General features: G+C 60.8%; 18 protein-coding genes and 3 pseudogenes. 10 read left to right on the top strand and 11 right to left on the bottom strand.

The window, feature by feature from the left end:
- Positions 1 to 336, top strand: a pseudogene (locus BGRAMDRAFT_RS32245) (MBL fold metallo-hydrolase); the annotation flags it as partial.
- Positions 337 to 640: 304 nt separating this feature from the next.
- Entirely contained in the window at positions 641 to 1,009 is a 369-nt protein-coding gene (locus BGRAMDRAFT_RS32250; RefSeq protein ID WP_006053122.1) for a MerR family transcriptional regulator, read from the top strand.
- A 479-nt stretch (positions 1,010 to 1,488) separates the two neighbouring features.
- On the opposite strand, the pseudogene BGRAMDRAFT_RS34190 reads toward BGRAMDRAFT_RS32250, so the two are convergent.
- The 3 genes and pseudogenes from BGRAMDRAFT_RS34190 to ltrA all read right to left on the bottom strand — a co-directional run.
- Positions 1,489 to 1,788, bottom strand: a pseudogene (locus BGRAMDRAFT_RS34190) (IS110 family transposase); the annotation flags it as partial.
- Positions 1,789 to 1,858: 70 nt separating this feature from the next.
- A complete protein-coding gene (locus tag BGRAMDRAFT_RS35775; protein WP_232292403.1) occupies positions 1,859 to 2,212 on the bottom strand; it encodes a group II intron maturase-specific domain-containing protein in 354 nt (117 codons plus the stop codon).
- A complete protein-coding gene (gene ltrA / locus BGRAMDRAFT_RS32260) occupies positions 2,167 to 3,357 on the bottom strand; it encodes a group II intron reverse transcriptase/maturase (protein ID WP_006053124.1) in 1,191 nt (396 codons plus the stop codon). The genes BGRAMDRAFT_RS35775 and ltrA overlap by 46 nt, the downstream gene beginning before the upstream one ends.
- Positions 3,358 to 4,252: 895 nt before the next feature.
- Between ltrA and BGRAMDRAFT_RS36215 the strand changes: the two genes are divergently transcribed.
- Complete coding sequence (locus BGRAMDRAFT_RS36215; RefSeq protein WP_409372910.1) at positions 4,253 to 4,381, top strand: transporter substrate-binding domain-containing protein; 129 nt, start codon at positions 4,253 to 4,255, stop codon at positions 4,379 to 4,381.
- Between the two features lie 354 nt (positions 4,382 to 4,735).
- Here BGRAMDRAFT_RS36215 and BGRAMDRAFT_RS32265 read toward each other — a convergent pair whose 3' ends face one another.
- Complete coding sequence (locus BGRAMDRAFT_RS32265; RefSeq protein WP_006053126.1) at positions 4,736 to 5,572, bottom strand: c-type cytochrome; 837 nt, start codon at positions 5,570 to 5,572, stop codon at positions 4,736 to 4,738.
- A 569-nt stretch (positions 5,573 to 6,141) separates the two neighbouring features.
- On the opposite strand from BGRAMDRAFT_RS32265, the gene BGRAMDRAFT_RS32270 reads away from it, so the two are divergent.
- Positions 6,142 to 7,014 carry a DUF5677 domain-containing protein gene (locus BGRAMDRAFT_RS32270; protein WP_006053127.1) on the top strand — a complete coding sequence of 291 codons (873 nt, stop codon included), beginning with the start codon at positions 6,142 to 6,144 and terminating at the stop codon, positions 7,012 to 7,014.
- A 1,094-nt stretch (positions 7,015 to 8,108) separates the two neighbouring features.
- A complete protein-coding gene (locus BGRAMDRAFT_RS32275) occupies positions 8,109 to 9,269 on the top strand; it encodes an IS30 family transposase (protein ID WP_006050787.1) in 1,161 nt (386 codons plus the stop codon).
- A 113-nt stretch (positions 9,270 to 9,382) separates the two neighbouring features.
- Here BGRAMDRAFT_RS32275 and BGRAMDRAFT_RS32280 read toward each other — a convergent pair whose 3' ends face one another.
- Genes BGRAMDRAFT_RS32280 through BGRAMDRAFT_RS32290 form a run of 3 tightly spaced genes read right to left on the bottom strand, consistent with a single transcriptional unit; the run spans position 9,383 to position 15,357 of the window.
- A complete protein-coding gene (locus BGRAMDRAFT_RS32280; RefSeq protein ID WP_006053128.1) occupies positions 9,383 to 10,870 on the bottom strand; it encodes an efflux transporter outer membrane subunit in 1,488 nt (495 codons plus the stop codon).
- Complete coding sequence (locus tag BGRAMDRAFT_RS32285) at positions 10,867 to 14,079, bottom strand: efflux RND transporter permease subunit (RefSeq protein ID WP_006053129.1); 3,213 nt, start codon at positions 14,077 to 14,079, stop codon at positions 10,867 to 10,869. Before BGRAMDRAFT_RS32285 ends, BGRAMDRAFT_RS32280 begins: the two co-directional genes overlap by 4 nt.
- 12 nt (positions 14,080 to 14,091) lie before the next feature.
- Positions 14,092 to 15,357: an efflux RND transporter periplasmic adaptor subunit gene (locus BGRAMDRAFT_RS32290; RefSeq protein WP_006053130.1), complete on the bottom strand. Its 1,266-nt coding sequence runs from the start codon at positions 15,355 to 15,357 to the stop codon at positions 14,092 to 14,094.
- A 337-nt stretch (positions 15,358 to 15,694) separates the two neighbouring features.
- Between BGRAMDRAFT_RS32290 and BGRAMDRAFT_RS32295 the strand changes: the two genes are divergently transcribed.
- Positions 15,695 to 16,435 (top strand): response regulator, encoded by a 741-nt coding sequence (locus BGRAMDRAFT_RS32295; RefSeq protein WP_006053131.1) that lies wholly within the window; start codon positions 15,695 to 15,697, stop codon positions 16,433 to 16,435.
- Positions 16,419 to 17,666 (top strand): ATP-binding protein, encoded by a 1,248-nt coding sequence (locus tag BGRAMDRAFT_RS32300; protein ID WP_006053132.1) that lies wholly within the window; start codon positions 16,419 to 16,421, stop codon positions 17,664 to 17,666. The genes BGRAMDRAFT_RS32295 and BGRAMDRAFT_RS32300 overlap by 17 nt, the downstream gene beginning before the upstream one ends.
- A 58-nt stretch (positions 17,667 to 17,724) precedes the next feature.
- Here BGRAMDRAFT_RS32300 and BGRAMDRAFT_RS35135 read toward each other — a convergent pair whose 3' ends face one another.
- Positions 17,725 to 17,877 carry a hypothetical protein gene (locus tag BGRAMDRAFT_RS35135; RefSeq protein ID WP_006053133.1) on the bottom strand — a complete coding sequence of 51 codons (153 nt, stop codon included), beginning with the start codon at positions 17,875 to 17,877 and terminating at the stop codon, positions 17,725 to 17,727.
- Positions 17,878 to 18,194: 317 nt separating this feature from the next.
- On the opposite strand from BGRAMDRAFT_RS35135, the pseudogene BGRAMDRAFT_RS36220 reads away from it, so the two are divergent.
- Positions 18,195 to 18,381: pseudogene (locus tag BGRAMDRAFT_RS36220) on the top strand (hypothetical protein); the annotation flags it as partial.
- Between the two features lie 241 nt (positions 18,382 to 18,622).
- Here the strand turns inward: BGRAMDRAFT_RS36220 and BGRAMDRAFT_RS32305 are convergent.
- Complete coding sequence (locus BGRAMDRAFT_RS32305; protein WP_006053134.1) at positions 18,623 to 19,045, bottom strand: type II toxin-antitoxin system VapC family toxin; 423 nt, start codon at positions 19,043 to 19,045, stop codon at positions 18,623 to 18,625.
- Positions 19,042 to 19,293, bottom strand: coding sequence for a FitA-like ribbon-helix-helix domain-containing protein (locus tag BGRAMDRAFT_RS32310; RefSeq protein ID WP_006053135.1), 252 nt, complete (start codon positions 19,291 to 19,293; stop codon positions 19,042 to 19,044). Before BGRAMDRAFT_RS32310 ends, BGRAMDRAFT_RS32305 begins: the two co-directional genes overlap by 4 nt.
- A gap of 1,348 nt (positions 19,294 to 20,641) precedes the next feature.
- On the opposite strand from BGRAMDRAFT_RS32310, the gene BGRAMDRAFT_RS32315 reads away from it, so the two are divergent.
- Complete coding sequence (locus tag BGRAMDRAFT_RS32315; RefSeq protein ID WP_006053136.1) at positions 20,642 to 20,833, top strand: hypothetical protein; 192 nt, start codon at positions 20,642 to 20,644, stop codon at positions 20,831 to 20,833.
- Between the two features lie 186 nt (positions 20,834 to 21,019).
- Positions 21,020 to 21,640, top strand: coding sequence for an SET domain-containing protein (locus BGRAMDRAFT_RS32320; protein WP_006053137.1), 621 nt, complete (start codon positions 21,020 to 21,022; stop codon positions 21,638 to 21,640).
- Between the two features lie 435 nt (positions 21,641 to 22,075).
- Here the strand turns inward: BGRAMDRAFT_RS32320 and BGRAMDRAFT_RS34820 are convergent, their stop codons facing one another.
- Positions 22,076 to 22,213 (bottom strand): hypothetical protein, encoded by a 138-nt coding sequence (locus BGRAMDRAFT_RS34820; RefSeq protein ID WP_006053138.1) that lies wholly within the window; start codon positions 22,211 to 22,213, stop codon positions 22,076 to 22,078.
- Positions 22,214 to 23,222: the final 1,009 nt, after the last annotated feature.

Here is a 23,222-nt window from a genome sequence, read left to right on the forward strand (position 1 = left end):
ACATTCAATGAGGGCGAAGTGCTTGCCGGTATCCGAGCGATGCCGCTACCGGGACACACAAACGGACACTCCGGATATCTTTTCGAATCCGCTAATCAGAGCCTGCTTGTTTGGGGAGACATTGTCCATTTTCCTCACATCCAGATTGAACGGCCAAACGTATCGATTGCATTCGATCAAGACCCATCTCTCGCAGCCATCACACGGTCACGGCTCCTCGACCTGGTCAGTTCGGAGGGACTTTTGATCGCCGGTATGCATTTGGGGGAACTCGGCTTCGCGCGAATCAAACGAATGAGCGGGAGTTACGGTCTGCTTTACGAGACCGAAGCATAAGACCGCGAGAAGGATCAGTCACGTCTGATACCACTCCGTGACTCCCACTGGACGCCCGACGAACACCGCGATGCCGTGACAACGGCGTTGGCTTGTTCGTCCTTTTTTGAATGGCATCCGCACCGCACTAACGAAGCGGCCGATGACAAAGCGTTCGTGTTTGATAGTCGAACGGCCGGCTACGGAGGGCAGGGGCGACGCCTGAATGCCCGGTTGTTGATTTGCATGGAATCCTGCCCCCCGGTCGAGAGAGGTTAAAGTTTGACATCGCTGTCAAGGTGAAGCGTATCTTGCGGGAGTCGCCATGCGTGTCGGGCAACTGGTTCGCCGCACCGGCGTCAGTGAGCGGATGCTGCGGTATTACGAACACGAAGGTCTGCTCAATCCGAAGAGGACCGATTCGGGATACCTCGATTACGGTTCCGACGAAGTAGACGCCGCACAGCGCATCCGCACGCTCACGGCAGCAGGATTGAAGATCAGCAGTATCCGCCTGTTGCTGCCTTGCGTACTCGGTGAGAAACCGGTGTTTCATCCATGCGTAGAGGCGCGCGCATTGCTGCGCGGCGAAATCGAAAAGCTGGACGCACGGCTGCGCGAACTCAGTGAAACGCGAGAAGTCGTTGTGAGACTGCTCGATGCGGTCAACACCAACGAGACATTGCCGCTCTAACCATTGCGTCGGCCTGAGTATTGACGCACTGCCGCTGGGTGAGGCCTATCAAGTTCGCATGTGGCGATACGGGGTTCGGGCACGAATGCTCCGGATCGCCCTCCAAGAAATATTCCCACGAACGACCGCAATAGGGCGTGTCTGAGACGTTCACAAACATCCGTCCGAGGACCGAGCTGGGTCGGGCAGCGTCAGCCCGCTCTTCAGTTTCATCGCCGGAAAGCGGCCCGTTGAATCTCGCGGCCCGGGAGCCGACAGTCGTCAGCGCGTACTTCCGCCCCCTTGCTGCCTTTCGACCCCTTCCCTGCTGAAGGCGGGTAACAACGGTACAACTGCCGCTCCAGACGACGCCTCACCCGTAAATCCTCGGCCACTTCGGCCGTTCGCGACAACCGGCACTTGAGCGCGTCTGATAGTTACTTGAGTGGAAAAAGGTTCGGGGCAATGACCCGGTCCATTCTGGATATCGTTTCCTTTTCAACGCCTCGCATGGCCGGCCGGCTCATCGCTTCGCAAATTGCCTCGGCATCGTTCGCGTCGTTTTTGTTAGTTTTGACATATGGCTTCACGAACTGCGGGGCAATTAGTTTCACGGTGTATCCGAGCGCCTGCAGGCGTCGCGCCCAATGGTGTGCGCTGCCGCAAGCCCCCATACCGATCTCAGCATGCACAGGAACCGTCTGCTGCAAGACCTCAAGCCATTCCGAACGGCTCAGCTTGCGGCGCCATACCGCCTTCTCGCTTCGATCGACTTCATGAACCTGGTCGGGTAGCAGCAGCGCATTACTGCGCCACCGCCCCCTGAGAACCGGACGGGCGAGTCACCCCGCATCCGGCTCAAGCCATTCTTCAGCACCAGGGTATGGCACCGAACAACTTGACGGGACGTTTTGCAGTTCGACGGCGAGCGAAGTACGCGGTCCACACCTGATCAAATGGATTAGCCAGTCCCCGGATCTTGACGTGTCTCGTAATCGGGATCGTCATTGCGCGGAAGAGCCGAAACCCGCTGGTGCTGCCATCAGCGAGACCCTTCGTAGCAAAGTCCCAGGACCGGTGTCCATCGACCCGGAAGTAGCGGTTCCTCACCCACCGTGCTCCTTTCGTGGGATGCCGACGCTTAGCCCATTTCCAGAGCAGTTGCCAGATGTGCGAGTCTATCGATGAGAAGCTCGCTTTCGCCACGACGTGACGGTGATACATGGCCCATCCCGGATAACCGGGTTGAGTTGCTGGATCAACGCCTCCTGCGTGACGCTCGCGTTGCCTTTGATGATTTCCCTGACCTTGTCGAGAAGAGATTTGACGCTCTTCTTCGCCGGCTTGATCAGTAGCTTGCCGTCGTACTTGCGCACGTTCTGGCCAAGGAAATCGAAACCGTCCGCAATGTTCGTGATCCGAGTCTTCTCTTCCGAGAGCTCAAGACCCCGAGCAGCCATAAACTGCCTGACCGCCAGAAGGACCTTGAATTCGAGCACATCTTTCGATACGCCGGTCACAACAAAGTCATCGGCATAGCGGACGACGTTGAGTTGAGCGTTGCTGCGGGCAAGTTTGGATGTTCCCACACTTGCATAGACTGCTGCCTCAAGCCCATCTAACGCCATGTTCGCGATCACCGGCGAGATGATTCCGCCCTGCGGGGTACCCGTCGACGTCTCGAACAGGGTTCCCTCATCGATATATCCGGCTTGAAGCCACCGCCGCAGGATAGCCTTGTCCATCGGTACGTGCTCCAGAATCCAGGGGTGACTGAAGTTGTCGAAACAACCCCGGATGTCACCTTCCAGAATCCACTCTGGCGAAGCGCGCTTCGCCAGAGTGATGAAGCACTGTTCGATGGCGTCGGCCGTCGAGCGTTCGGGCCGGAATCCATAGGAATTCGGGTCCGCCTGTGTTTCCGCCACCGGTTCCAGAGCGAGCTTCCATAACGCCTGCATCGCCCGGCACCGCATACAGGGAATCCCCAGCGGACGCTTCTTGCCGTTACTCTTGGGAATGTAAACACGTCGCAGCGGCATCGCACGATAGCCGCGATGTCGAAGCGATATCATCCCGTTCCACCTGGCCGCCGGGGATGACCATATCCTGCCGTCCACCCCTGGCGTTCTCTTACCGCGATTCTCCGTCACCCGCTTCGCGGCCAGCATCTTGCCGCTATGCGAGCGGGTCAGCAGACGTTGCAACGCTTGCACCTTGCCCCATCGGCCTTCCCGGGTTGCCTTGGCGATACGCGCCTGAAGTCGCTTCACGTCTGCCTCCATCTGCGACCAGTTCGCCTGATCCCACTTCTGCGCAGCGCGCGAGGACGCACCGGCCCCGGTCGCTTTCGCGTCGATCGCCGTCATCTGCCTTTCCCCGTATAACGATTTGTCAAAGTTCTCTCGCCATGAATGACCGTGCGGAAGTCTGCCCGCTTTCGCGTCGGGCGATGTCTCAGCCCGTATCCCGTCCATTACAGCCGGGCATTCGCTTTCTCCGCATTCCTTACCCACAGCGCCAACAGCGTTCCTTGCGGTTCGCCTGCCATTGCTGGCGACACTATGGACTTACCCTGTTCCGCATGAGTTTCCGAGCGGGGCGGACCCTTCTGCTTCGCCGGCGGTGGTCCTGTCCATGATGGTCCAGTCTTCGAAGACCATTCCTCACCGCGTACCGTTTTGGTTCAAGCCTGTCAGCACGTTTGGCTTGTTAAAGATCACGACGTTAAACTGAAGTTCACATATGTTGGTCGTACCCGCTCATCCCTTGCTCCTCTCCGCCTTCGTGCTGGCAGATTCCGCCTTGCCTCACGGCTCGGCGTACCGGATATCCGGCGGCTACGTTGTCCCCGAAGCTTCACACCGAGCTGTTACCAGCCCCGCATGTCCGGGTAGGGAACGGTTGATGGAACAACCGGTTTCATCAGGTCATACCCGCTCCTGTGAAATAGAAACTCACGCGACTTGCAGGTCGCACGAAGACGTTCTTGGCGAGATCAATTCCGACGCGAATCATGTCCATTTCGGGTCCCTCCTCGTTGACCGTTCGAACATGTCGCCATCATGCGCCACGTCTGAGCCGGGTGAGGAGGAGTCCATCCCATTGGTTATGGCTTCACAAGCGGCCGTTCGCTGTCGTCAGCGAAGCCTTGAATTTTCGACAAATGAAGATGGCAAGGCACTCGTGATCGAACCGCTGCGTGGATAGTAGCCTCCAACGCGCTAGTTCTTACCTGCCATAGCTATAACGTCGAGTAGGCGGGTGCCCGCAAAAATTGCCCTGGCGGCTGGCAGTACGTTGCGCAAACCAATCAACGAAGCGCTGCTCGCCATGTACGCGGACGGGACGTACGAACATATCTACGAGAAGTGGTTCAGGCAGGGGAAATAGATGCCGCGTACGAGGTTAGTCACTCAAACAGAGTTGCACCCACGTCGACTCCACAAAGTGTCGCAGTAACGGGCCGCTACTTGGCTGGATCAGCCGTTAGGATGACGGATGTATGTGGTGGGTGAGCGGCAGCTTGTGGCCGCCTTGAGGCAACACCACTGCTAATTTGCTCGCCGGAAACCGGCCATTGCGCGGGCACGGACGAGACCTTGGGCATTGAAATCGGATGGCGACCTCGACCGACCACTTGTGGCCCTTCTCTCTCCGCCACAGCGGCCGCTGACGAAGCAAATTCCGCTTTGCACAGACCGGTGAAAGGCAATTCCGCATCGTCCAAACCTTAGCTCGTATCCCTTACCGTCCAACCTTCCGCTGCGCCATGTACCCAAGATAAGCGACGATCAGATCGATCTCGCGATCGCTCAGTTGGTCCCGGGGGAAAGCGGGCATGGTCCGGCCCGGCCAGTCTCGAACCGATGCCGGATTGCGAATATAGCGGCGCAATGCAGCGGGCTGGAAGTACTCGACTGGATTCATCGGCACATTGAGGTCGGGGCCGGTGTCCGCGCTGCCCGCATGGTTGAGCCGATGACAGGCGAGACACTGAGTAATGAACAGGCTTTGCCCCGCGCGGATCGGATCGGTTGCTGGCAGCGCCGGATCGACGGCGAGCACGGGCCAACGCGCGGATGGAGATGGTTGCGTAGTAAGCTGCGCGATCTGGTAAGGCCACTGCTCGCTGCGGACGGATTCCGCTTCCCTGCCGACCCAGACCAGGTAGAACGGTCCTGCGCTCACCGGCTTACCCGGCAGCTTCGGCCATGGTTGCGCTGGGTCCTCGACCGCAAGCCATGCGACGGCTGTCGCAGGATCACGGTTGCGCACGAGGTCCATCGGCAGTTGCGCGGCGAAGCCGTCGGTTGCACGTGCCTCGAGCACGCTGTCCGCCGGTAACGCTGCGGCGTCGACCAGGTCGGCCAGCGGCACTGCGCGGTAGGTCGTCGACGTACCGTAGGCGACATCTCGCGGAATGCGAATCCCGGCAGCATCCGGACGCCCCAGCAACACGCCTTGGCTAAACGACTGGGTCTTGCCGCCTATCGTGACTTCGATCATGGGCTGCGCGGCCGCACAATGCCCGATCACGCTAAGCGTCAGCAGCAAAACCGCAAACTTCACGCGTTTCGACATTTGTCCTCCGTGCACTATTGTTGCCGACGACGTCGGCTGCTATATCGCCGAAGCCGTCGGGACAGACAAGCCGCCAATTCATTCGGCATCGGTGAGCGGATTATGTCAGCGGTGGCGAATCGTCGTTAGTGCGGGCGGGCTGTCTGTGCAAGCCGATGGGCGCATAGCGCCGTGAGATGGAATTCCGTAACGGGTGCTATCTTGCCTTCCCGCCTCGCATGACATCACAGCAACCACAATCGCTCCTAGTTCGCTGACTGCACGCGACCGATGCTGTTGAAAAAGTCACTGTCTGTCTGTGTGGTGAAGTTTTCGGGCGCCTTCTTACCCTTGACCGGGGCTCGCGTGCGGTTTGTCGGCCGATCTGAGAGGTCGATTTTCCTGCGAGGGGATTGAAAGAGCCGAGCAGCGACTTCTTCAACAACATCGGCCCGTTGCGGGCATTTGAGCGTCTATAGTCAATGTCTGTTTTGCAGCGGTCGCGGTAGTTCGTGGTCGCGGTCTGATTCTTAGACTGGGTTATTCTAGTCGCTCTACTGTACCACCCTAGCCCGCGCAGAATGTCCAGCATGACGACCAAGCACATCACCGCATTTCGCAAAGCCTTCAAGATCGACAAGACTCTCAACCTCAGCGAAGCCGCACCGTTGATTGAGGCGATATACGACGCTCAGAGCGAGGCGTACACGGCGGTTTGGGGCATCGACTGGGACACCCCAGCGGTGGGTTTTCGGGCGCAGACGCTGTTCAATCTGCTCTCCCGCACGTACGAGCATGTGCAGGCAATGCTGGTCGCCAGTGTAACGGGGTCGCCTGCTAGCTCAGAAGTCCTGGGCCGTACCGTCATTGAGGGGGCCATCAACGTGACCTACCTTGCTGCGAGAGGTAATCCAGGAATGCTGCTCAACTTTCTTCATTCGTGGGTATCCGAGCACAACAAGAAGCTCATCGATTGGAGGCAGCTGATCGCAGATCGAGCCCCGCCTGACGTGCTCGATCGCATCGACGTCCGTCAAAGCCTGCTTGGACCGCTAACCAAGTACCTTGAGGGCGCCGAAACCCACTGCGGGTTGACGGCGGAGCGATCCAGCTCGCCTTGGCCAAAGCAATTGCTCCAGCGATTTCAGGCTTTGGATTGCGAGGATGCCTACTTCGAGTGCTATCACCGCCTCAGTGGTGCATGTCATCTAACAGGCGAGGACACGATCAACTACCTCATTGCCCAGGCGATGTCGCGAGACGTGCAAGTGCGCATGGCAAGGGAGGCTTGGGCCTACTCTCGAATGATGACGATGTTCTCGAGCCTGTTTTTCCTCGATGCCGCCGATGCATGTGCTCAAGCCTTTGGTGGCACGATTCCGTCTCTCGATGCGCATCACACACGCATCGTGAAAGAGATCGTGAAGATCGGCCCAGCCGCCGGTGTACCCAACGCTGCGTAGGTACCTCTTTCGCGTGAACGAGGAAGTTCGACCGCAAATTCCGAACGTCTGAGTACAGCTTGAAGCGGTCAGCCACGCCCCCGGATCAAAAGTCAGCTCCTGGCCGATCGCTGCCTGTTCCTCCCTCACAGTGAGATCGCGCTGGCGCCGAGAATGTCGATCAAAGTCTTTGCGTTACGCTGCCCCTGGTTCTCGTAATTGTTCTTCTGTACACCGACGACAACCGCTACCAGCGCCAGCAAAGGACCGTGAGCGTACGCGCAGGATCAGGTGCGGCACGAACTGGAAATCGCCGTTGTGCAGCAGCGCTACGAGGACAAGGTCACGTCGGGCATTCTCGAAGTGTCTCAAAATTACGATGCCGCGCGAATTTCGACGCGGTCACGGAACTGCAGGTCGAGGTCCTGCGCGTCGTGCGCGGCCAAATACTGTGCGGAGCACTGCTGGCGTCAGAGCATGTGCGGCGCGCCCCGGCAGCAGGGCCGATGCACGTATGAGGCGGCGCGGAAAAATTGTAGGCCGGAATTTTATTTACACGTTGAGATGGTAGCGAAGCGGTCACAGCGCGATTTTCGCAACGTAGCTCGTGAAAAAAAATTTAAAACTGTTTAGGATTGGTAGCGGGATTCAGCGATAGCGGAAGCCCGAACAGGAACGGCCCGCCCCAAGTTTCTCAGGCGGAAGGGCGGGCCGCATTGTGTACCCCACGCTGGAGTTACCCATGAGGAACGTTGAAGCGTTTCTCTACGGCTGTCTGGCCGTAATCCACGTCATTCACATCGTCATGCGTCAGTGATTTGTGGAAAGCCGCCCGGTTCGCCGGGCAGTCTGCCAAACGCGCAGTTCAAATCTAGCACAATTGCGCGTTTGTCAAATACTTCGTTACACGTTCTCGCGGCATGTCTGGCGCTTTGCGAGAACAATCCCACTGCGGCGCACCTATTTGCGCCCCTGTGCCTTGATGCGCGGGTTAATCACGGATCGCGCGTACTGCCAAAAACCGTTACCTGCGACGGCGAAGGACCGTGGGCGACGGCGGATTCAACCGGTCGATGCAACACACTAGAGTCTGCGTAGGCAGTGGAGGTGTTGCAATGAAACAGAGGCCGAGGATCTACTATTCTGAGAGTCAGAAGGCACTGATGTGGGACCGCTGGCGCAAAGGCGAAACAATTCATCAGATTGCCAAACTGTTCGATCGGGGCCACTCTTCAATACAGCGGATACTCGCGGAGGCCGGCGGCATCGAGCCACCGCAAAGGCATCGCGCACTGAAGGCATTGACGCTTGCCGAACGCGAGGAAATTTCTCGCTGCCTGGTAGCCCGCTTGTCGATTCGGTCTATTGCAGCCAGGCTGGGACGTGCTCCTTCCACGATCAGCCGCGAGCTGCAGCGCAACGGAGGCATGCAAGATTACCGAGCGAGTCAGGCGGAGGCGCTCGCCTGGGATCGGGCACGTCGCCCGAAGGTTTGCAAATTGGTGGGAAACCAGACGCTGGCGCGAGTCGTCGCTGCAAAGCTGAAGCTGCAGTGGTCTCCTGAGCAGATTTCTGGTTGGCTCAAGCATGTATATGCCGTCAACAAGGACCATCTGGTGTCACACGAGACGATCTATCGGAGCCTTTATATTCAAGCTCGCGGCGCCCTGAAAAGGGAATTGCTTGAACACTTGCGACGCTCTCGAGTCATGCGCCGGTCCCGGCATCACACATTGAAAACTGAAGACCGCACGAACATTCGCGACGCTGTATCGATCAGCGAACGCCCCGCTACAGCGGAGGATCGCGCAATACCCGGACACTGGGAAGGCGACTTGCTGTTTGGCAACGCTACGAGCCAGATTGCAACTCTCGTCGAACGTCAAAGTCGATTCGTGATGCTGGTAAAGGTAGCCAGCAAGGACTCTGAGGCTGTGGTCAACGCGCTGATACGACACGCCAGCAAGTTACCTCGGGAACTATATAAATCACTGACTTGGGACAGGGGCTCGGAAATGGCCGATCACAATCGCTTTACCGTGGCTACCGACATCAAGGTCTATTTCTGCGATCCACAGCATCCCTGGCAACGCGGCTCGAACGAAAACACGAATGGGCTTCTGAGGCAGTACTTCCCTAAGGGCACCGATCTCTCCGTCTATTCACAGGCTAGACTTGATGTCGTTGCCAGGCGGCTCAACGAACGTCCCCGAAAAACACTAAACTTCGACACACCGGCTGAGCGATTTCATCAAACCGTTGCATCGACCGGTTGAATCCGCCACCCACAAGGGACGTTCGCGTTTTCCGAAAGCAGCCATTCAACATCAACCAGACATGCTAGCTAATACTTCACCGGTCACGTAATCAATCTTCTCGCCCCAGCACATCAACTGCCCTCCCATCCACCGCCCAGCACCTTGTACAACGTCACGAGATTGGATTGCCGCGAAAGAATGTCCGTCGCGAGTTGCTGTTGCGCGGTGTAGAGCGTGCGCTGCGCGTCGAGGAACGTGAGAAAGCTGTCCGTGCCCGCCTTGTAGCGCGCCTCGGCGAGCGAGTAATAGCTTTGCGCCGACGCTACATATTCGCGATCCGCGTGCACCTGGTCGACGTAAGTGGCGCGCGCCGTCAGCGCATTCGACACCTCCTTGAATGCTGTCTGGATCGCGCTTTCGTAGTCGGCGACCTCGATCTGCTTCTCGATCTTGGCTACATCGAGCGATGCCTTGTTGCTGCCATAATCGAAGATCGGCACTGAAACGCTCGGCGCAAACGCCCATGCGCCGGTGCCTGCCTTGAACAGATTCGAGAGGGTCGAGCTCGATGTGCCTGCGGTGGCCGTCAACGCTATCTTCGGGAAAAACGCCGCGCGCGCCGCGCCGATGTTTGCATTGGCCGCCTTTAACGCATGCTCGGCCTGCACGATGTCCGGGCGGCGGATGAGCAGCAGCGAGGGCACGCCCGCACCGATGTCCGCGAACATCGATTCGTCGTCGAAGGCGCGCGCGGGCGGCAGGTCGTGGGGAATCGGCGCGCCGAGCACCGCCGCCAGGTTGTTGCGGTCCTGGGCGACGGCGCGCCGGTACGAAGCCAGGCTTGCCTTCGCGCTCGCGAGCGAGTTCTGCGCCTGTTGCACGTCGAGAAGCGATGCGTTGCCGAGTTGCTGCACGCGCCTGGTCACGTCGTAAGTGGACTGATCCGACTTCACCGTGTTTTCGGTCAATTGCAGCAGGCGTTCGTCGGCGAGCAGGGTCAGGTAGTCGGTCGCCACCGTCGCGATCAGGCTGATCTGCGTGCTTTGCCGCGATGCGTCCGTTGCAAGATAGTTTTCGAGTGCCTGGCGCTTCAGGCTACGCAGGCGACCAAAGAAGTCCACTTCCCACGAGGTCGTGCCGACGCTGACATCGCTCGAACTTGCAATCGCGCCTTGCGTCCGCTCGCGGGTCAAGCTGCCGGTTCCGGTGACGGACGGCCCGAGTGCAGCGCGCGTGATCCGGTATTGCGCCTCGTATTCCGCGACGTTCAGCGCCGCGACGCGCAAGTCGCGATTGTTGGCGAGCGCGATTTCAATGAGACGCTGCAGGCGTTCGTCGCGAAAGAAGTTTCGCCATGCTGTGTCGGAAGCGAGCGCGGGTGTGACTGCTGTCGTTGCGCTCGTTGCGCTCGTTGTGCTCGTTGTGCTCGTTGTGCTCGTTGCGCTGGCGTCGGCATCCGCGGCGGTCCGCGCCACGGTCGTGCTCTCATATGCGTCGCCTTTCGGATACGCAGCCGGAATCGGTGCGGCCGGCCGCTCGTAGTGCGGATCGAGCGTGCAGCCCGCGAGCAGCGCGAGCGCGAAGGCGACCGCGCATGCAACCTGTCTGAGTCTCATCATTCAACACCTTCCTGTTGCTTGGCGTCGCCGTGTTCGCGGAACAGACGGCGCACGACGACAAAGAACACCGGCACGAAAAAGATTGCGAGGACTGTCGCGGCGATCATGCCGCCCATCACGCCGGTGCCGATCGCATGGCGGCTCGCCGAACCCGCGCCTGTGCTGATGACGAGTGGCAACACGCCGAACACAAACGCGAGGGAGGTCATCAGAATGGGTCGCAGACGCAGGCGCGCCGCTTCGATGGTCGCTTCGATCAGCCCGCGTCCTTGCGCTTGCAGGTCCTTCGCAAACTCCACAATCAGAATCGCGTTCTTCGTGGAGAGTCCAATGGTCGCGAGAAGGCCGACCTTGAAATAGATGTCGTCGGACAGGCCGCGCAGATGCGCGCCCAGCACGGCGCCCAACACGCCGAGCGGCACCACGAGAATCACCGCGATCGGAATGGACCAGCTCTCGTACAGACCCGCGAGACACAGGAACACCACGATCAGCGAAATGGCGTACAGATAGATCGCCTGCGAACCGGCCACGCGCTCCTGGTACGATTGCCCTGTCCAGTCGATGCCATAGCCCGCCGGCAGTTTCTTCACAAGCGCATCCACGGCCGCCATCGCCTGGCCGGTGCTGGCGTTCGCGCCGGCTTGCGCGGTCATTTCCATCGCGAGCGTGCGGTTGAAGCGCTCGATCTGCGGCGGCCCGAAGGTCCACTTGCCGGTCGCGAATGCGGAGAACGGGACCATCTGGCCGTCGTAGCCGCTGGTTGTGGTGGTACTGCCGGTGGTGCTTGTGGTACTGCTTGTACTGCTGCTTGAACTGGTGCTGGAACTGCTGCTCGTGGTGGTCGACTTCACGTACCACCGTCCAACGTCGGACGGCATCATCCGATACGGCGCGTCGGCCTGTACATAGACCTTCTGGATCCGCCCGGTGTCCACGTAGTTGTTCACGTACGAGGAGCCGAGCGCCGTTTGCAGCGTATCGTTGACGTCGGCGATGGAAAGCCCGAGTGCGCTCGCCTTTTCACGGTCGATATCGACGTGAAATTGCGGCGCGTCCTCCAGACCGCCTGGCCGCATGCCGGATAACGCGGTGTCTTTGGCTGCGAGCGCCATCAATTGCTGACGTGCGGCCATCAACTTGTCGTGCCCCTGGCCTGCGCGGTCTTCGAGTTCGAAGTCGAGGCCGCTTTGCGTGCCCAGTTCCTGGATCGCCGGCGGATTGACGGCGAAAATTTGCGCATCGCGCAAAGCGGCAAAACGCATGTTCGCGCGCAGGATCACCGCGGCCGCCGACCCGCTGCTGCCGCGCCGCACGCTCCAGTCCTTCAGCTTGACGAAGGCGAGCGCGTTGTTCTGCCCCGAGCCGTTGAAGCTGAAACCCGTCAGCGTAATGAGCTGATCGACTTCGGGCTGACCGCGATAGTAGGCCTCGACCTTCTTGACGACCTCGAGCGTCTGCGCGGCAGGCGTGCCGACCGGCGCGGAGATCGACGTAATGATGCTTCCCTGATCCTCGTCAGGCAGATAGGACGACGGCAGCTTCATGAAGAGCAGCGCCACGACACCCGCAATCAGCAGATAGGTCGCCATGTACCGCTTCGGCTTGCCGATGACGCGCGCAACCGCCGAGTCATAGCGGTCCGTGCCGCGCGCGAGCACGCGGTTGAACCAGCCGAGCACGCCGCGCTTTTCATGGTGTTCGACATCCGCGCGCCTGAGCAACGTCGCGCACAGTGCGGGCGTGAGCGTCAGCGCGAGGAACACCGAAAGCAGCATCGCCGCGACGATCGTGACCGAAAACTGCCGGTAGATTGCGCCCGTCGTTCCCGCGAAGAACGCCATCGGAATGAACACGGCTATCAGCACCGTCGTGATACCGATCAGTGCGCCCGTGATCTGTTTCATCGCGCGGCGCGTGGCCTCGACCGGCGAGAGCTTTTCTTCCGCGATCAGACGCTCGACATTTTCCACCACCACGATTGCGTCGTCCACCAGCAAGCCGATCGCGAGCACCATGCCGAACATCGACAGCACATTGATGGAGAAGCCGACCGCCGACATCACCGCGAACGTGCCGAGCAAGGCGACGGGCACCACGATGGTCGGAATCAGCGTTGCGCGCAGGTTCTGCAGGAACAGGTACATCACGACAAAGACGAGCAGCACTGCTTCGATCAGCGTCTTCACCACTTCTTCAATCGAAATGCGCACGAACGGCGTGGTGTCGTACGGATAATCGACGACGACATTGCGCGGCAGTTGCGCGCTCAATTCGTTGAGCTTCGCGCGCACGGCCTTCGCGACGCTCATCGCGTTCGCGCCGCTCGCGAGCTTCACCGCAAGCGATGCAGCCGGCTTGCCGTTCAGGCGCGAGTCGGTGCTGTAGTCGTCGGCGCCGACTTCGACGCGCGCAACGTCCTTCAGCATCACCTTCGAGCCGTCGCTGTTCACGCGCAGCAGAATCGCGCCGAATTGCGCGGGTGTGGTCAGGAGGCTCGATGCGGAGATCGTCGCGTTCAATGCCTGGGTTTTGGTAGAAGGAGAGCCGCCTATCTGCCCGACCGAAAGCTGCACGTTCTGATTCGTGATCGCGCTAGTGACGTCACTGGTTGTCAGACCGACGGCCTGCAACCTCACCGGATCGAGCCAGATGCGCATGGCGTGCTGCGCGCCGAACAGCGTGACGTCGCCCACGCCGTTGATTTGCGTGAGCGGGTCTTCGATCTGCGTCGCAATGACGTTGCCGAGGTCGATGGAACTCATGCTGCCATCGGTCGACGAAAGCGACACGATCATCAGAAACGAGTTGGCCGCCTTCGCGACCTGCACGCCTTGCTCCTGCACCGTCTCGGGCAGCGACGAAGTCGCCTGTTCGACCTTGTTCTGCACCTGCACCTGCGCGATATCCGCGTTGGTGCCTTGCTGGAACGTCAGCGTGATGCGCGCCTGGCCAACCGAACTGCTGGTCGACGACATATAGAGCAGATGATCGATGCCGCTCAGTTTCTGCTCGATCACCTGGGTCACGGTGGTCGCGACGGTTTCCGCGGACGCGCCCGGATACGTCGCCGTGATCTGCACCGAAGCCGGCGCGACGCTCGGGTACTGCTCGACCGGAAGCGTGGTGATGGAAGCGCCGCCAATCATCATGATGACAATGGCGATAACCCACGCGAGGATCGGTCGGTTGATAAAAAATCCTGCCATGAGATTCTCGCTTTAACTCGGGGTGGCCGACGCGGCGTTTGGTACGTTTGCGGCGTTTGGTACGTTCGCGGCGTTCGCGGCGTTTGCGTTGTCGGCGGTGGCGGGCGTCTCGACCGGCTTCACGACCGCGCCGGTGCGCGCGTTCTGCAAACCGGACACGATCACGCGGTCGCCCGTCTTCAGGCCGCTCGTGACGATCCAGTCCGAGCCCGACGCCGTATCCGCAGTGACCGGTGTCTGCACGACCTTGTTGTCGGCGCTCACGGTAAGCACGCTCGCCGAGCCGTCGGAGGCGCGCGAGACCGCGAGTTGCGGAACCGTGATCGCCTGGTGGTTCACGCCCTCCTCGAGCCGCGCGCGCACGAACATGCCAGGCAGCAGCACGCCATCCGGGTTCGGGAACACACAACGCAGCGTGACGGAGCCGGTGGTCGCGTCGACGGTAATGTCGGAGAACAGCAGCTTGCCAGGCTGTGGGTAGGTGCTGCCGTCTTCCATCACCAGATGAACCACGGCGCCGTCGATGCCTGACTGCTGCAACTGGCCGCTCGCGAACTCTTTCTGCAGGCGCAGCCAGTCGGCGGAAGAACGGGTGACGTCCAGATACATTTCGTTCGTCGCCTGCACGGTGGCAAGCGCGCTGGTCTGCTCGGCGGTAACGAGTGCGCCTTCGGTCACGCTCGATTTGCCGATGCGCCCCGCGATAGGCGCGACCACCTTCGTATAGCCGAGGTTGATCGCGGCGGTCTTCAGCGCGGCCTTATCGGCGACGACGTCGGCCTTCGCTTCTTCGAGCGCGGCAACGGCATCGTCGTAATCCTGACGGCTCACGCCCTGGATCTTCGTCAGTTCCGCGTAGCGCGCGGCCTTGGTTTGCGCGGCGTTTGCAGTCGCGACGGCCTTGGCCAGCGTGCCGACCGCCTGATCGTAGGTCGCCTGGTAGCTGGATGCGTCGATCTGGTAAAGCACCGCGCCGGCTGTGACCTGCGCGCCCTCGGTAAACAGGCGCTTTCTGATGATGCCTTCGACTTGCGGCCTCACTTCTGCGACGCGAATGGCCGACAGCCGTCCAGATAGTTCGGTGTTCGAAACAACGGTGTGCGGCTTGATGGTTTCGACGCCGACTTCGGGCGTCAACTGCGGCGGACCGTGAGGCGCGTGGTCGCCGCAAGCTGCCAGCATCAGCGTGGCGGCGGCAACTGACGCGGCAAGCAGCGTGGACCGGAACGTGCGCGACGTGCAAGGCGGACATGCCGACGGATTGGACAGGATTGGCATGCTCTGGGCATCCTTCGACTGGTTTCGACAAAGGGCCGTCTGGCATGCGTCGCGGTTTCGTGTGGAAGCCATGCGACGCCGTGCCAGCGGCAACGAATGGCCCACAATAATGAAAGGCGTCTTACGGTGGCTTAGGCAAGCATTACGAGCCGTGACGCACGACGTCGGTTTCGCTGATGCGACAACGTGTGACCGCCGATCGGAGAACGACGCCGTAATAAACGGTAAGCCAGCAGAAGAACGCGAAAGCACGGGCGCCGACCGATTCGCTATATTTCCCTATCGTGGCAGCGCGCAGCGCGCCCGCCTTCAACGTCCCATCGAGCAGGGCTCAACCATGTCAGACACGCCCATCCAGGTTTTACTCGTCGACGACGATGCCGACCTTCGCGACCTGCTGCGAACCTTTTTCCAGCAACGCGGCATTGAGATTTCCGTATTGCACGACGCGAATCATCTGGCGCGCCGGCTCCAACGCGAGCGGCCCTCCATCGTCGTGCTCGATCTGATGATGCCCGGCATCGACGGACTCAGCGCGTTGCGGCAACTGCGCGCAAGCGGCGAGACGATTCCCGTGATCATGCTGACGGCGCGCGCTGAGGGCGTCGACCGTGTGATCGGCCTCGAACTCGGCGCGGACGATTACCTCGGCAAGCCGTTCATGCCGCAGGAATTGCTCGCGCGCATTCACGCCGTGCTGCGACGGCACGCGCAACCGGCAGCGTCGGCCACACCGCCGGTCGAGAAGCGCGAGGCGCTGCGCTTTGGCAGCTTCAGGCTCGACTTCGCGAGCCGCACGCTGTATCGCGGCGACGAGCCGCTCAAGCTGACCGGCAGCGAATACGCGTTACTCGAGGTGCTCGCGCAGCACCCCATGCAAACGCTGTCGCGCTCGAGGCTCGTGGACCTGCTGCATGGGCCGCACTCGGACGTGACGGAGCGCGGCATCGACGTGCCGGTGTGGCGCCTGCGCCGTCTGCTCGAAGACGACCCGGCCAGCCCGCGGCGGATTCAGACAGTCCGCGGCATCGGCTATATGTTCGTGCCTGGCAGCAGTGACGATGAAAAATCCCTTTAACACGCTATTCGGCCAACTCGCATTGATGACGGTCGGGCTGATCGTTATCGTCCACGTCACGTCGTTGCTGCTGGTCGACCGTGATCGTGGACAGATCGACACCGGGCATGCTCAGCGCGCGCTTCTGCTTGCCGTCGAGGCTCAACGTAACGGCGCGGTGAGCGCTTCGCAGGTTGCAGCAACGCTCGATATCGTGGCAATCAATTCGAGCGACGCGATCCCATACGGTTGCCCGGCGCCTTGCCGGGACACGTCAGGCCCATTCCAGAACGACTTGCGGGCAAAGCTGCCGCCGGGGAGCCAGGTGGTCGCGGACCCCGAGAACGGCAATGTGTGGGTGCGTTATGCGGGCAATCCGGGCTGGCTCAAGCTTGAGAACTCGATGCTGCCGGCGCGCCGCTTTATCGGCGCATCGGCCATGATGCTGGTGTTCGCCGTGATGCTCGCGCTCATCGGCGCGTGGTACTGGCAACGGCCCTTGCATCGCCTCGCGATCGCGGCGCGCGAGTTTCGCCTGGGGCATCGCGCGCCGGTTGTGCCGGCAAGCGGTCCACGCGAAGTGAAGGGACTCGTCGACGATTTCAATCAGATGGTGCATGAACTCGCGCTGGCCGAACAGGAGCGCGCGGTGATGCTTGCGGGTGTCGCGCATGACTTGCGCGCGCCGATCACGCGGATGCAGGTACGCGCCGATTTGCTGCCGGACGAAGTCAACCGCAGCGGCTTTCTGCGCGACGCGGAATCGTTGTCGCGCATCGTCACGCAATTCCTGGATTTCGCGCGCGAGAGCGCCGACAAGTCGCCGGCTGCGAGCGTCGATGCTCATTGCCGCCGCCATTACGGCGACAGTCTCGACGACGACGCGCTGATTCGCCTCGACCTTCAGGCGGGCGACGGCTTCGGCTTGCCGCTCGTTGACCTGGACCGGATTCTCAGCAATCTGATCGAGAACGCGCTCACATACGGCGAGCCGCCCGTCGATATTTCGACGTCGCAGCACAACGGACATTTCACGCTGACGGTGCGCGATCACGGCGGCGGCATTCCGCGCGATCAACTCGAGCGCGCATTGCAACCGTTCGTACGGCTCGACGAAGCAAGAAGCGGCGACGCACATTGCGGCCTCGGTCTTGCGATCGTGCGCCGTCTCGTGCGATACAACGGCGGCGTTTTCCACGCGGACAATGCGGCTGACGGCGGGTTCGTGGTGTCGATGAGTTTTCCTGCTTAAGGAAAGGGGCGGCTCGTTCGCCGCCCCTCGCAACAGTTCCCACACCGGCTCCTTCGTGTCAGCCCTGCGCGAGCTGACCCGGGACGACGACGGCGCCATGTGGAGCATCGCCATGGCCGCCGCCGCCCCAGCCAGGAGGCGGCCCCCACCCACATCCGCTCAGCGTTGCGCTCAATGCGGCGAGCGCCGCGATTGCCAACAGCTTCTTCATGCTTTTCCTTCGATGGAATCACAATCGCGCAGAGCCGCGCACTGCCGCGCCATCGGTCCGAAGGCACCGCTGTCGTTTCATTAGCTCGACGCTTGAAACGGTCGCAACCGGTCCCTGAGACAGAAACGGACGAAGCCAGCCATAGCGATGCGCCCGGCCCCCCTGCAAAGCCGGACTTCCGACCCGGAACTTTCCCCGACAATCCAGAGCCCGCTGCGTCTGCATTCACCGGGAACCCGAAGCCCAATCGCCAATCAGCAAGCCATCTGCTGACAAAAATCAGTCGCACAGAAAAATCCGTCGGAGCACGGCTGATCATGGAGTACCGCGTCAGCTATGAGCACAGTCTGGCAAGCGCCCCCAATGACGTTATGCGCGCGTCGCCTCTCAAGTGGTCGACGACATTCCCGCAAACATTCCGCGTGCCCTGCTCCCCGAATTCATCGCAGACCTGATCCTGAAACGATCACCGCAAATCGGAGCATTCGTGATCTGAAGATAATGTGGCGCTTCCGGGCCAGACGCAATGCTACGCGGCCTGTTCACACCACACTGCTGTTTCCCGGCCGTTGCAGCGTTGACGGAGGGATACCAAACCAGCCGGAAAGCCTGCACCAGCAAGGCTCTGAAAAAACGCCGTTCCGCTGCCCATACTTCTACCCCTATTCCAAAGACCGTGTTTTTCTGCTGTTTCGGAGGCCCCGATTTCCGATTTCAGCCCGTCAAAAGACGGTTCGAATCCCACTCAGGACTCCGCCCACGGATTGATGACTGCAACCTCGCACCCGGTGAAATCCTTCACATTGCGCGTGGCCAGTGCCGCCCCTCTTGAGCGCGTGCAGGCAGCGATCATCGCGTCGAACTGACTGATCGGTCTGCCCGCGCTTTTACGCGCCCCCGCAATCCTTGCGTATGCGTCCGCTGCATCGCTGTCGAACGCGAGAAGCCGGCCCGCGAAATCCTCGACGAAAATCGCCTCGACCGCGGTAGATAGAGCTCCCTTGCGGGAACCGTCCGGCAGCAGATGCAGCCCGTAGAGAATTTCGGCACGGGTTACCGTCGTCGTGAAAAGCGCCGCGCGCGGCTGTGAGCCAAGCCACGCCATCACCCTGACGTCTGGCACAGGCTTCAGCATCTCAGACAGAACGTTCGTGTCAAGAACGATCATGCGCCGAGGTCCACTCGTTCCCGAATCGCGTCGCGTGGCGGCAATTCCAACTCTATGCCACCGAACGGCTCGATCCGGCGCCGGATCGACTCAGCCAGGTTACGCTGACCGCCGATGGATTCGGTCGAGAGCGCCGCGCGGAGAATGTCCCGGGCCTCGTCCTCCATTGACCGTCCGTGCTGGGCCGCTTGGACGCGCAGACGCGTCTTCAGCTGCTCGTCGAGGTTACGGATCGTCATGCTTGCCATTTTTCCTCCATCATTGATGGCATTTTAATCAATGATGGCAGGATTTTCAACCGGCGCCGCTGTGCGGACCACGGATAGACGCGACTTGCGAAGCCGGATGCTGCTGCATGCCCCGAGCGCTTGAACATTCTTGAAGGGAATCTGCATGATGCCGGGTGGACGAGCATGGATAAGCTACTGGTTAAATCCCGCGAACAGATTGACGGCGATCCTGAAGGTCGATTATTTCGCCGGCGGTGGGAAAGTGCATCCTGGACTTTTTCTTGGGCGGCACGCCTTGCCCCCTCTTGCAGCTGCGGCCTGCGGGTCTTGCGCGTGCCGTAAAATGTGCCAGCTGACTGAAAACCATTCGATGGCACCGACTTCAAAACAACGCAAGCCCAGGCAATCTGGCAGTAGACGGCCGATGACGCGGGACATGTTACTGCCGCTCCCGCCGACGATCTGGCGTCGTCGCTCACTCGAGCACCATCTTGCTCTTGCCGCGTTGCGCTCGGGAGACTGCAATATGGAACTGATCGGCCGGCTGTTCAGGACCGTGTAGCTCGCCTATTTCGTTCATGCAACGCTGAATGGTCCTCGCTCCCTCGGGCCTTTCCGGATCTCCGAGGCGGCGCTGCACGCTATCGCGGCACGCATCAAGGCCGCAAACGACTGGTCGCTAGCTGAAGCTGACGGGCGAGCCCTTGAACACGTTCTGTCGCTGCACGACGAACAGCTCTCGACACTTCCCTCACATCGGATTACACAGGCCGATGAACAGTTGAACGTTTTTCTTGCCACCGACGCGTTGTCGCCGATTGCGCCAGGCGACGATCAGGACATCTGAATCGCCAGGTCCCCGACGCACACGTCGGGCCATCGCCCGACACACATAAACAACTCACGCCACGCTGCCCTTTGGACAACGACCTGGCTTTCAGACTGGGCACCCTCGCCAGACCGATGGACACCGTGCTTCGTGAGAGCAGTCAGCGCGGCGGAGCGGGTATCGGAACAGGCAGTCCGCCCGCGCCTCCTCAGGCAGCAGGTGCCTTGCGAGCGAGTCATTGTCCCGGGTCGGGGTACCGGAGAAGTGAGCAGCGTGAGCACTGACGGTAAGGCCGGCAGACTGACCGCGCATGGCTGGTACTGCTTCGTCCATATGTAGGCTGGCGTCGTGCAGTGCTCTCTGGCGATGCGCCCCGGGACAATACCTGCACAGACAGACTCCTAACCGCAGACTTGCGCCGACCATTAGGAGCCCCTCTCTGCATTCGCCGGAAGCCGCCGGCTTCATCGCCAACCGCCACGCGAGTTGCTGATAGAATCAGCCGCACAGAAAATATCCGTCGGGGCACGGCTGATCATGGAGTACCGAGTCAGTTATGAGCACAGTCTGGCAAACGCCCCCGACGACTTCATCGCGCGCGTCGCCTCGCAGCTGGTCGACGACATTCCCGCGAACATTCCACGCGCCCTGCTCCCCGAATTCATCACAGACCTGATCCTGAAACGATCGCCGCACATCGGCAGAATCCGTGACCTGAGGATACTCTAGCGCTTGCAGGCCTTACGCAACTGGCAGGCAGCCCGGTTCACGCCCCACGGCGCTTTTCCCTGCTTCGCAGCGTTGACGCAGGCGACGCGCTGCACTGGTTGCAAACGGAATTGCTACCGTGCAATCTGTGTTTCTTTCCGGGAGTTGGCTTCTTCGGCTCTCGCAACCGCATCGACGACACCGCTGATGAACGCCTTTGACACCTGGCTAACAGCTGCCACTGTTCCGCGTCCTCGCAGCCGGTTTACTGTACGGCGGTCGGCCGTTCACGGCAGAGGCGTATTCGCCACGCGCGCGCTTGCGGCCGGCGAACTCATCTGTGAGTACCTGGGCGAACGGATCTCGTGGGATGAGGCCCTGCTGCGTCACCCGCGCGATCCGGCACAGCCGGACCACACCTTCTACTTCGACGTCGGCGACGGTACCGTTATCGACGGCGCAATCGGCGGGAACAGCGCCAGATGGATCAACCATTCGTGTCGCCCCAATTGCGAAGCCGAAGACCGCGACGGCCGCATCTTCATTCGCGCGGTGAAGCGGGTGCGGGCGGGCGCTGAACTGAGCATCGACTATGCGCTCTTCGTGGAAGGGCGGTATACGCGCCAGCTTCGGGAGCGGTACGCCTGCCACTGCGGCGCGCCGGACTGCCGCGGAACCATGCTGGCCAGACGGGGAAGGCAGTCAGGAAAAAAGCATAGGCCAGCCGCTGCCGGCAGGGTGGTCGAGGACAGCGTGCATGCCAACATGGCAGTACGGACCGCAACCCACGCTCAAACAACCATGACGGACATCCTGATCGACGCATAGCGGGGAGAGCCCCATTGCTGCTCCTTCATGGAGCGGGGGAACTCGCAGGACGCCGCGCCCGGCGAGAACCTCCCGTGTAACCGCCGGGCAACACCCGGGGGAGCCCACTGGCACTTCCGGCATGAGCACGTCGACACTGCCGGTCGCGTCCGGTTTCCTGTCTGGGCGCGGATCAGGAAAACCCGTCCCGCCTACGGGCTGCGCCTCACACAGTCCTCCCGATAGTGCACACCCGTGCGGGCGATGCGTCTGCCTCCCGATCTGCTGAACCTCGGGCGCCGTCATGCGATCGGCCAGAACGCCGCGAAGGATCTGCGCCAGCGCGCGAAGCCGGTTGGTTGCGTTACGTCGCGTTACGTCGCGTTACGCCGCATCCGTGCTCACGCGTCAGCCTCACGCGGGCAGTCAGCGAGGAATCTCCCGCCTGCCCTCTGCTCAGGCCACTACTTCGCACACACCCCACCGCGTCTTGATGATTGCGCCCACCTGTACAGCCTGCGCGCCCACCGATTGCGCGCGAAATGTCACGGTGGTGCCCTGCGCACACGCGAAGGGTCCAATCTCGATCACCATGAGTTCGTGCTCCCGGAACCGGATGCGCGATCCAGCGAATGCGCTGGTCCGTGAACGGCTGGTCGCGGGGCCATGCGGGTTCGGCATGTCATCCTGGGAATGCATGCTCATACCCGTGAGCAGTTCGACATCGGCTGGCAAAGGCATCGGTCGTAACGGTCTGTTTTCCAGTCCGGCATTCTAGCAACGATGTGAAGGGTGCCCGCTCTGTCGCCACGTACCGGCGCGGGCACAGGCGGTCCATCGTACGTACGTTGAAGGCCTTGCCGCAAGGGGCGCGTCCACCATAACGCCGCCACCGCCTGCCATGGCGTTGTCCTCAACGGCGTGTGTCAGGTGATCGTGCGGCAGGTTGTGTCATCCCGGTACCGAAAGTCTCTTCGGGCGCCCCCTGCGCTGCGCTCGGGGCGGGCTCTCGTGCTTCGCACCGGGCCGCCGGCGGCGTCCCGGCCCTCCCGGGCTTCAATCCCTGGCGCAAAACCCCAACCCCGACACGTCTAAATCCCAGTCAGGTGAAGGCCGCACGCGGCCTCCACATTCGCGCTCGCCGCGCGGCGGCTCATCCCGGTCAAACCCGGCGCTTCGCATCCACCAGTCTCCTGGGTTCCCGCCCGACAACCCGCGACCGTAGCCGATGGCGGGCAAACGTCAAGGGGCGAGGGAAATGGTACGCGGCGCCTCTTTCTGGACGTTGTCGAAGTGGGTTGGAGTCGAGTGAGCCGGCCGGGATTTCTTGGGAATTTCAAATGTTATGTCTGAGTGTTATTTTATGACTTGATATCTCGGATAACAGTGTGCGCCGATCGATCGGATGTAAAAAATAGCGGGTCAGGGACCGGTCATGCATACAGTTGGTGGGATGAATTCAATAAAATCGGCATGTAGTATTTATTTTCTTTTTTGTGACGGTGGTCATAGATGGGATTGCTTAACGTGTAATCGCTTGGGGACTGTGTAATCGGGTTGCAGGTTTCAAGTATGTCTTAAAATGTCCTAGTAGATGTATAAT

The sequence above is a fragment of the Paraburkholderia graminis C4D1M genome (assembly GCF_000172415.1).
Classification (GTDB): domain Bacteria; phylum Pseudomonadota; class Gammaproteobacteria; order Burkholderiales; family Burkholderiaceae; genus Paraburkholderia; species Paraburkholderia graminis.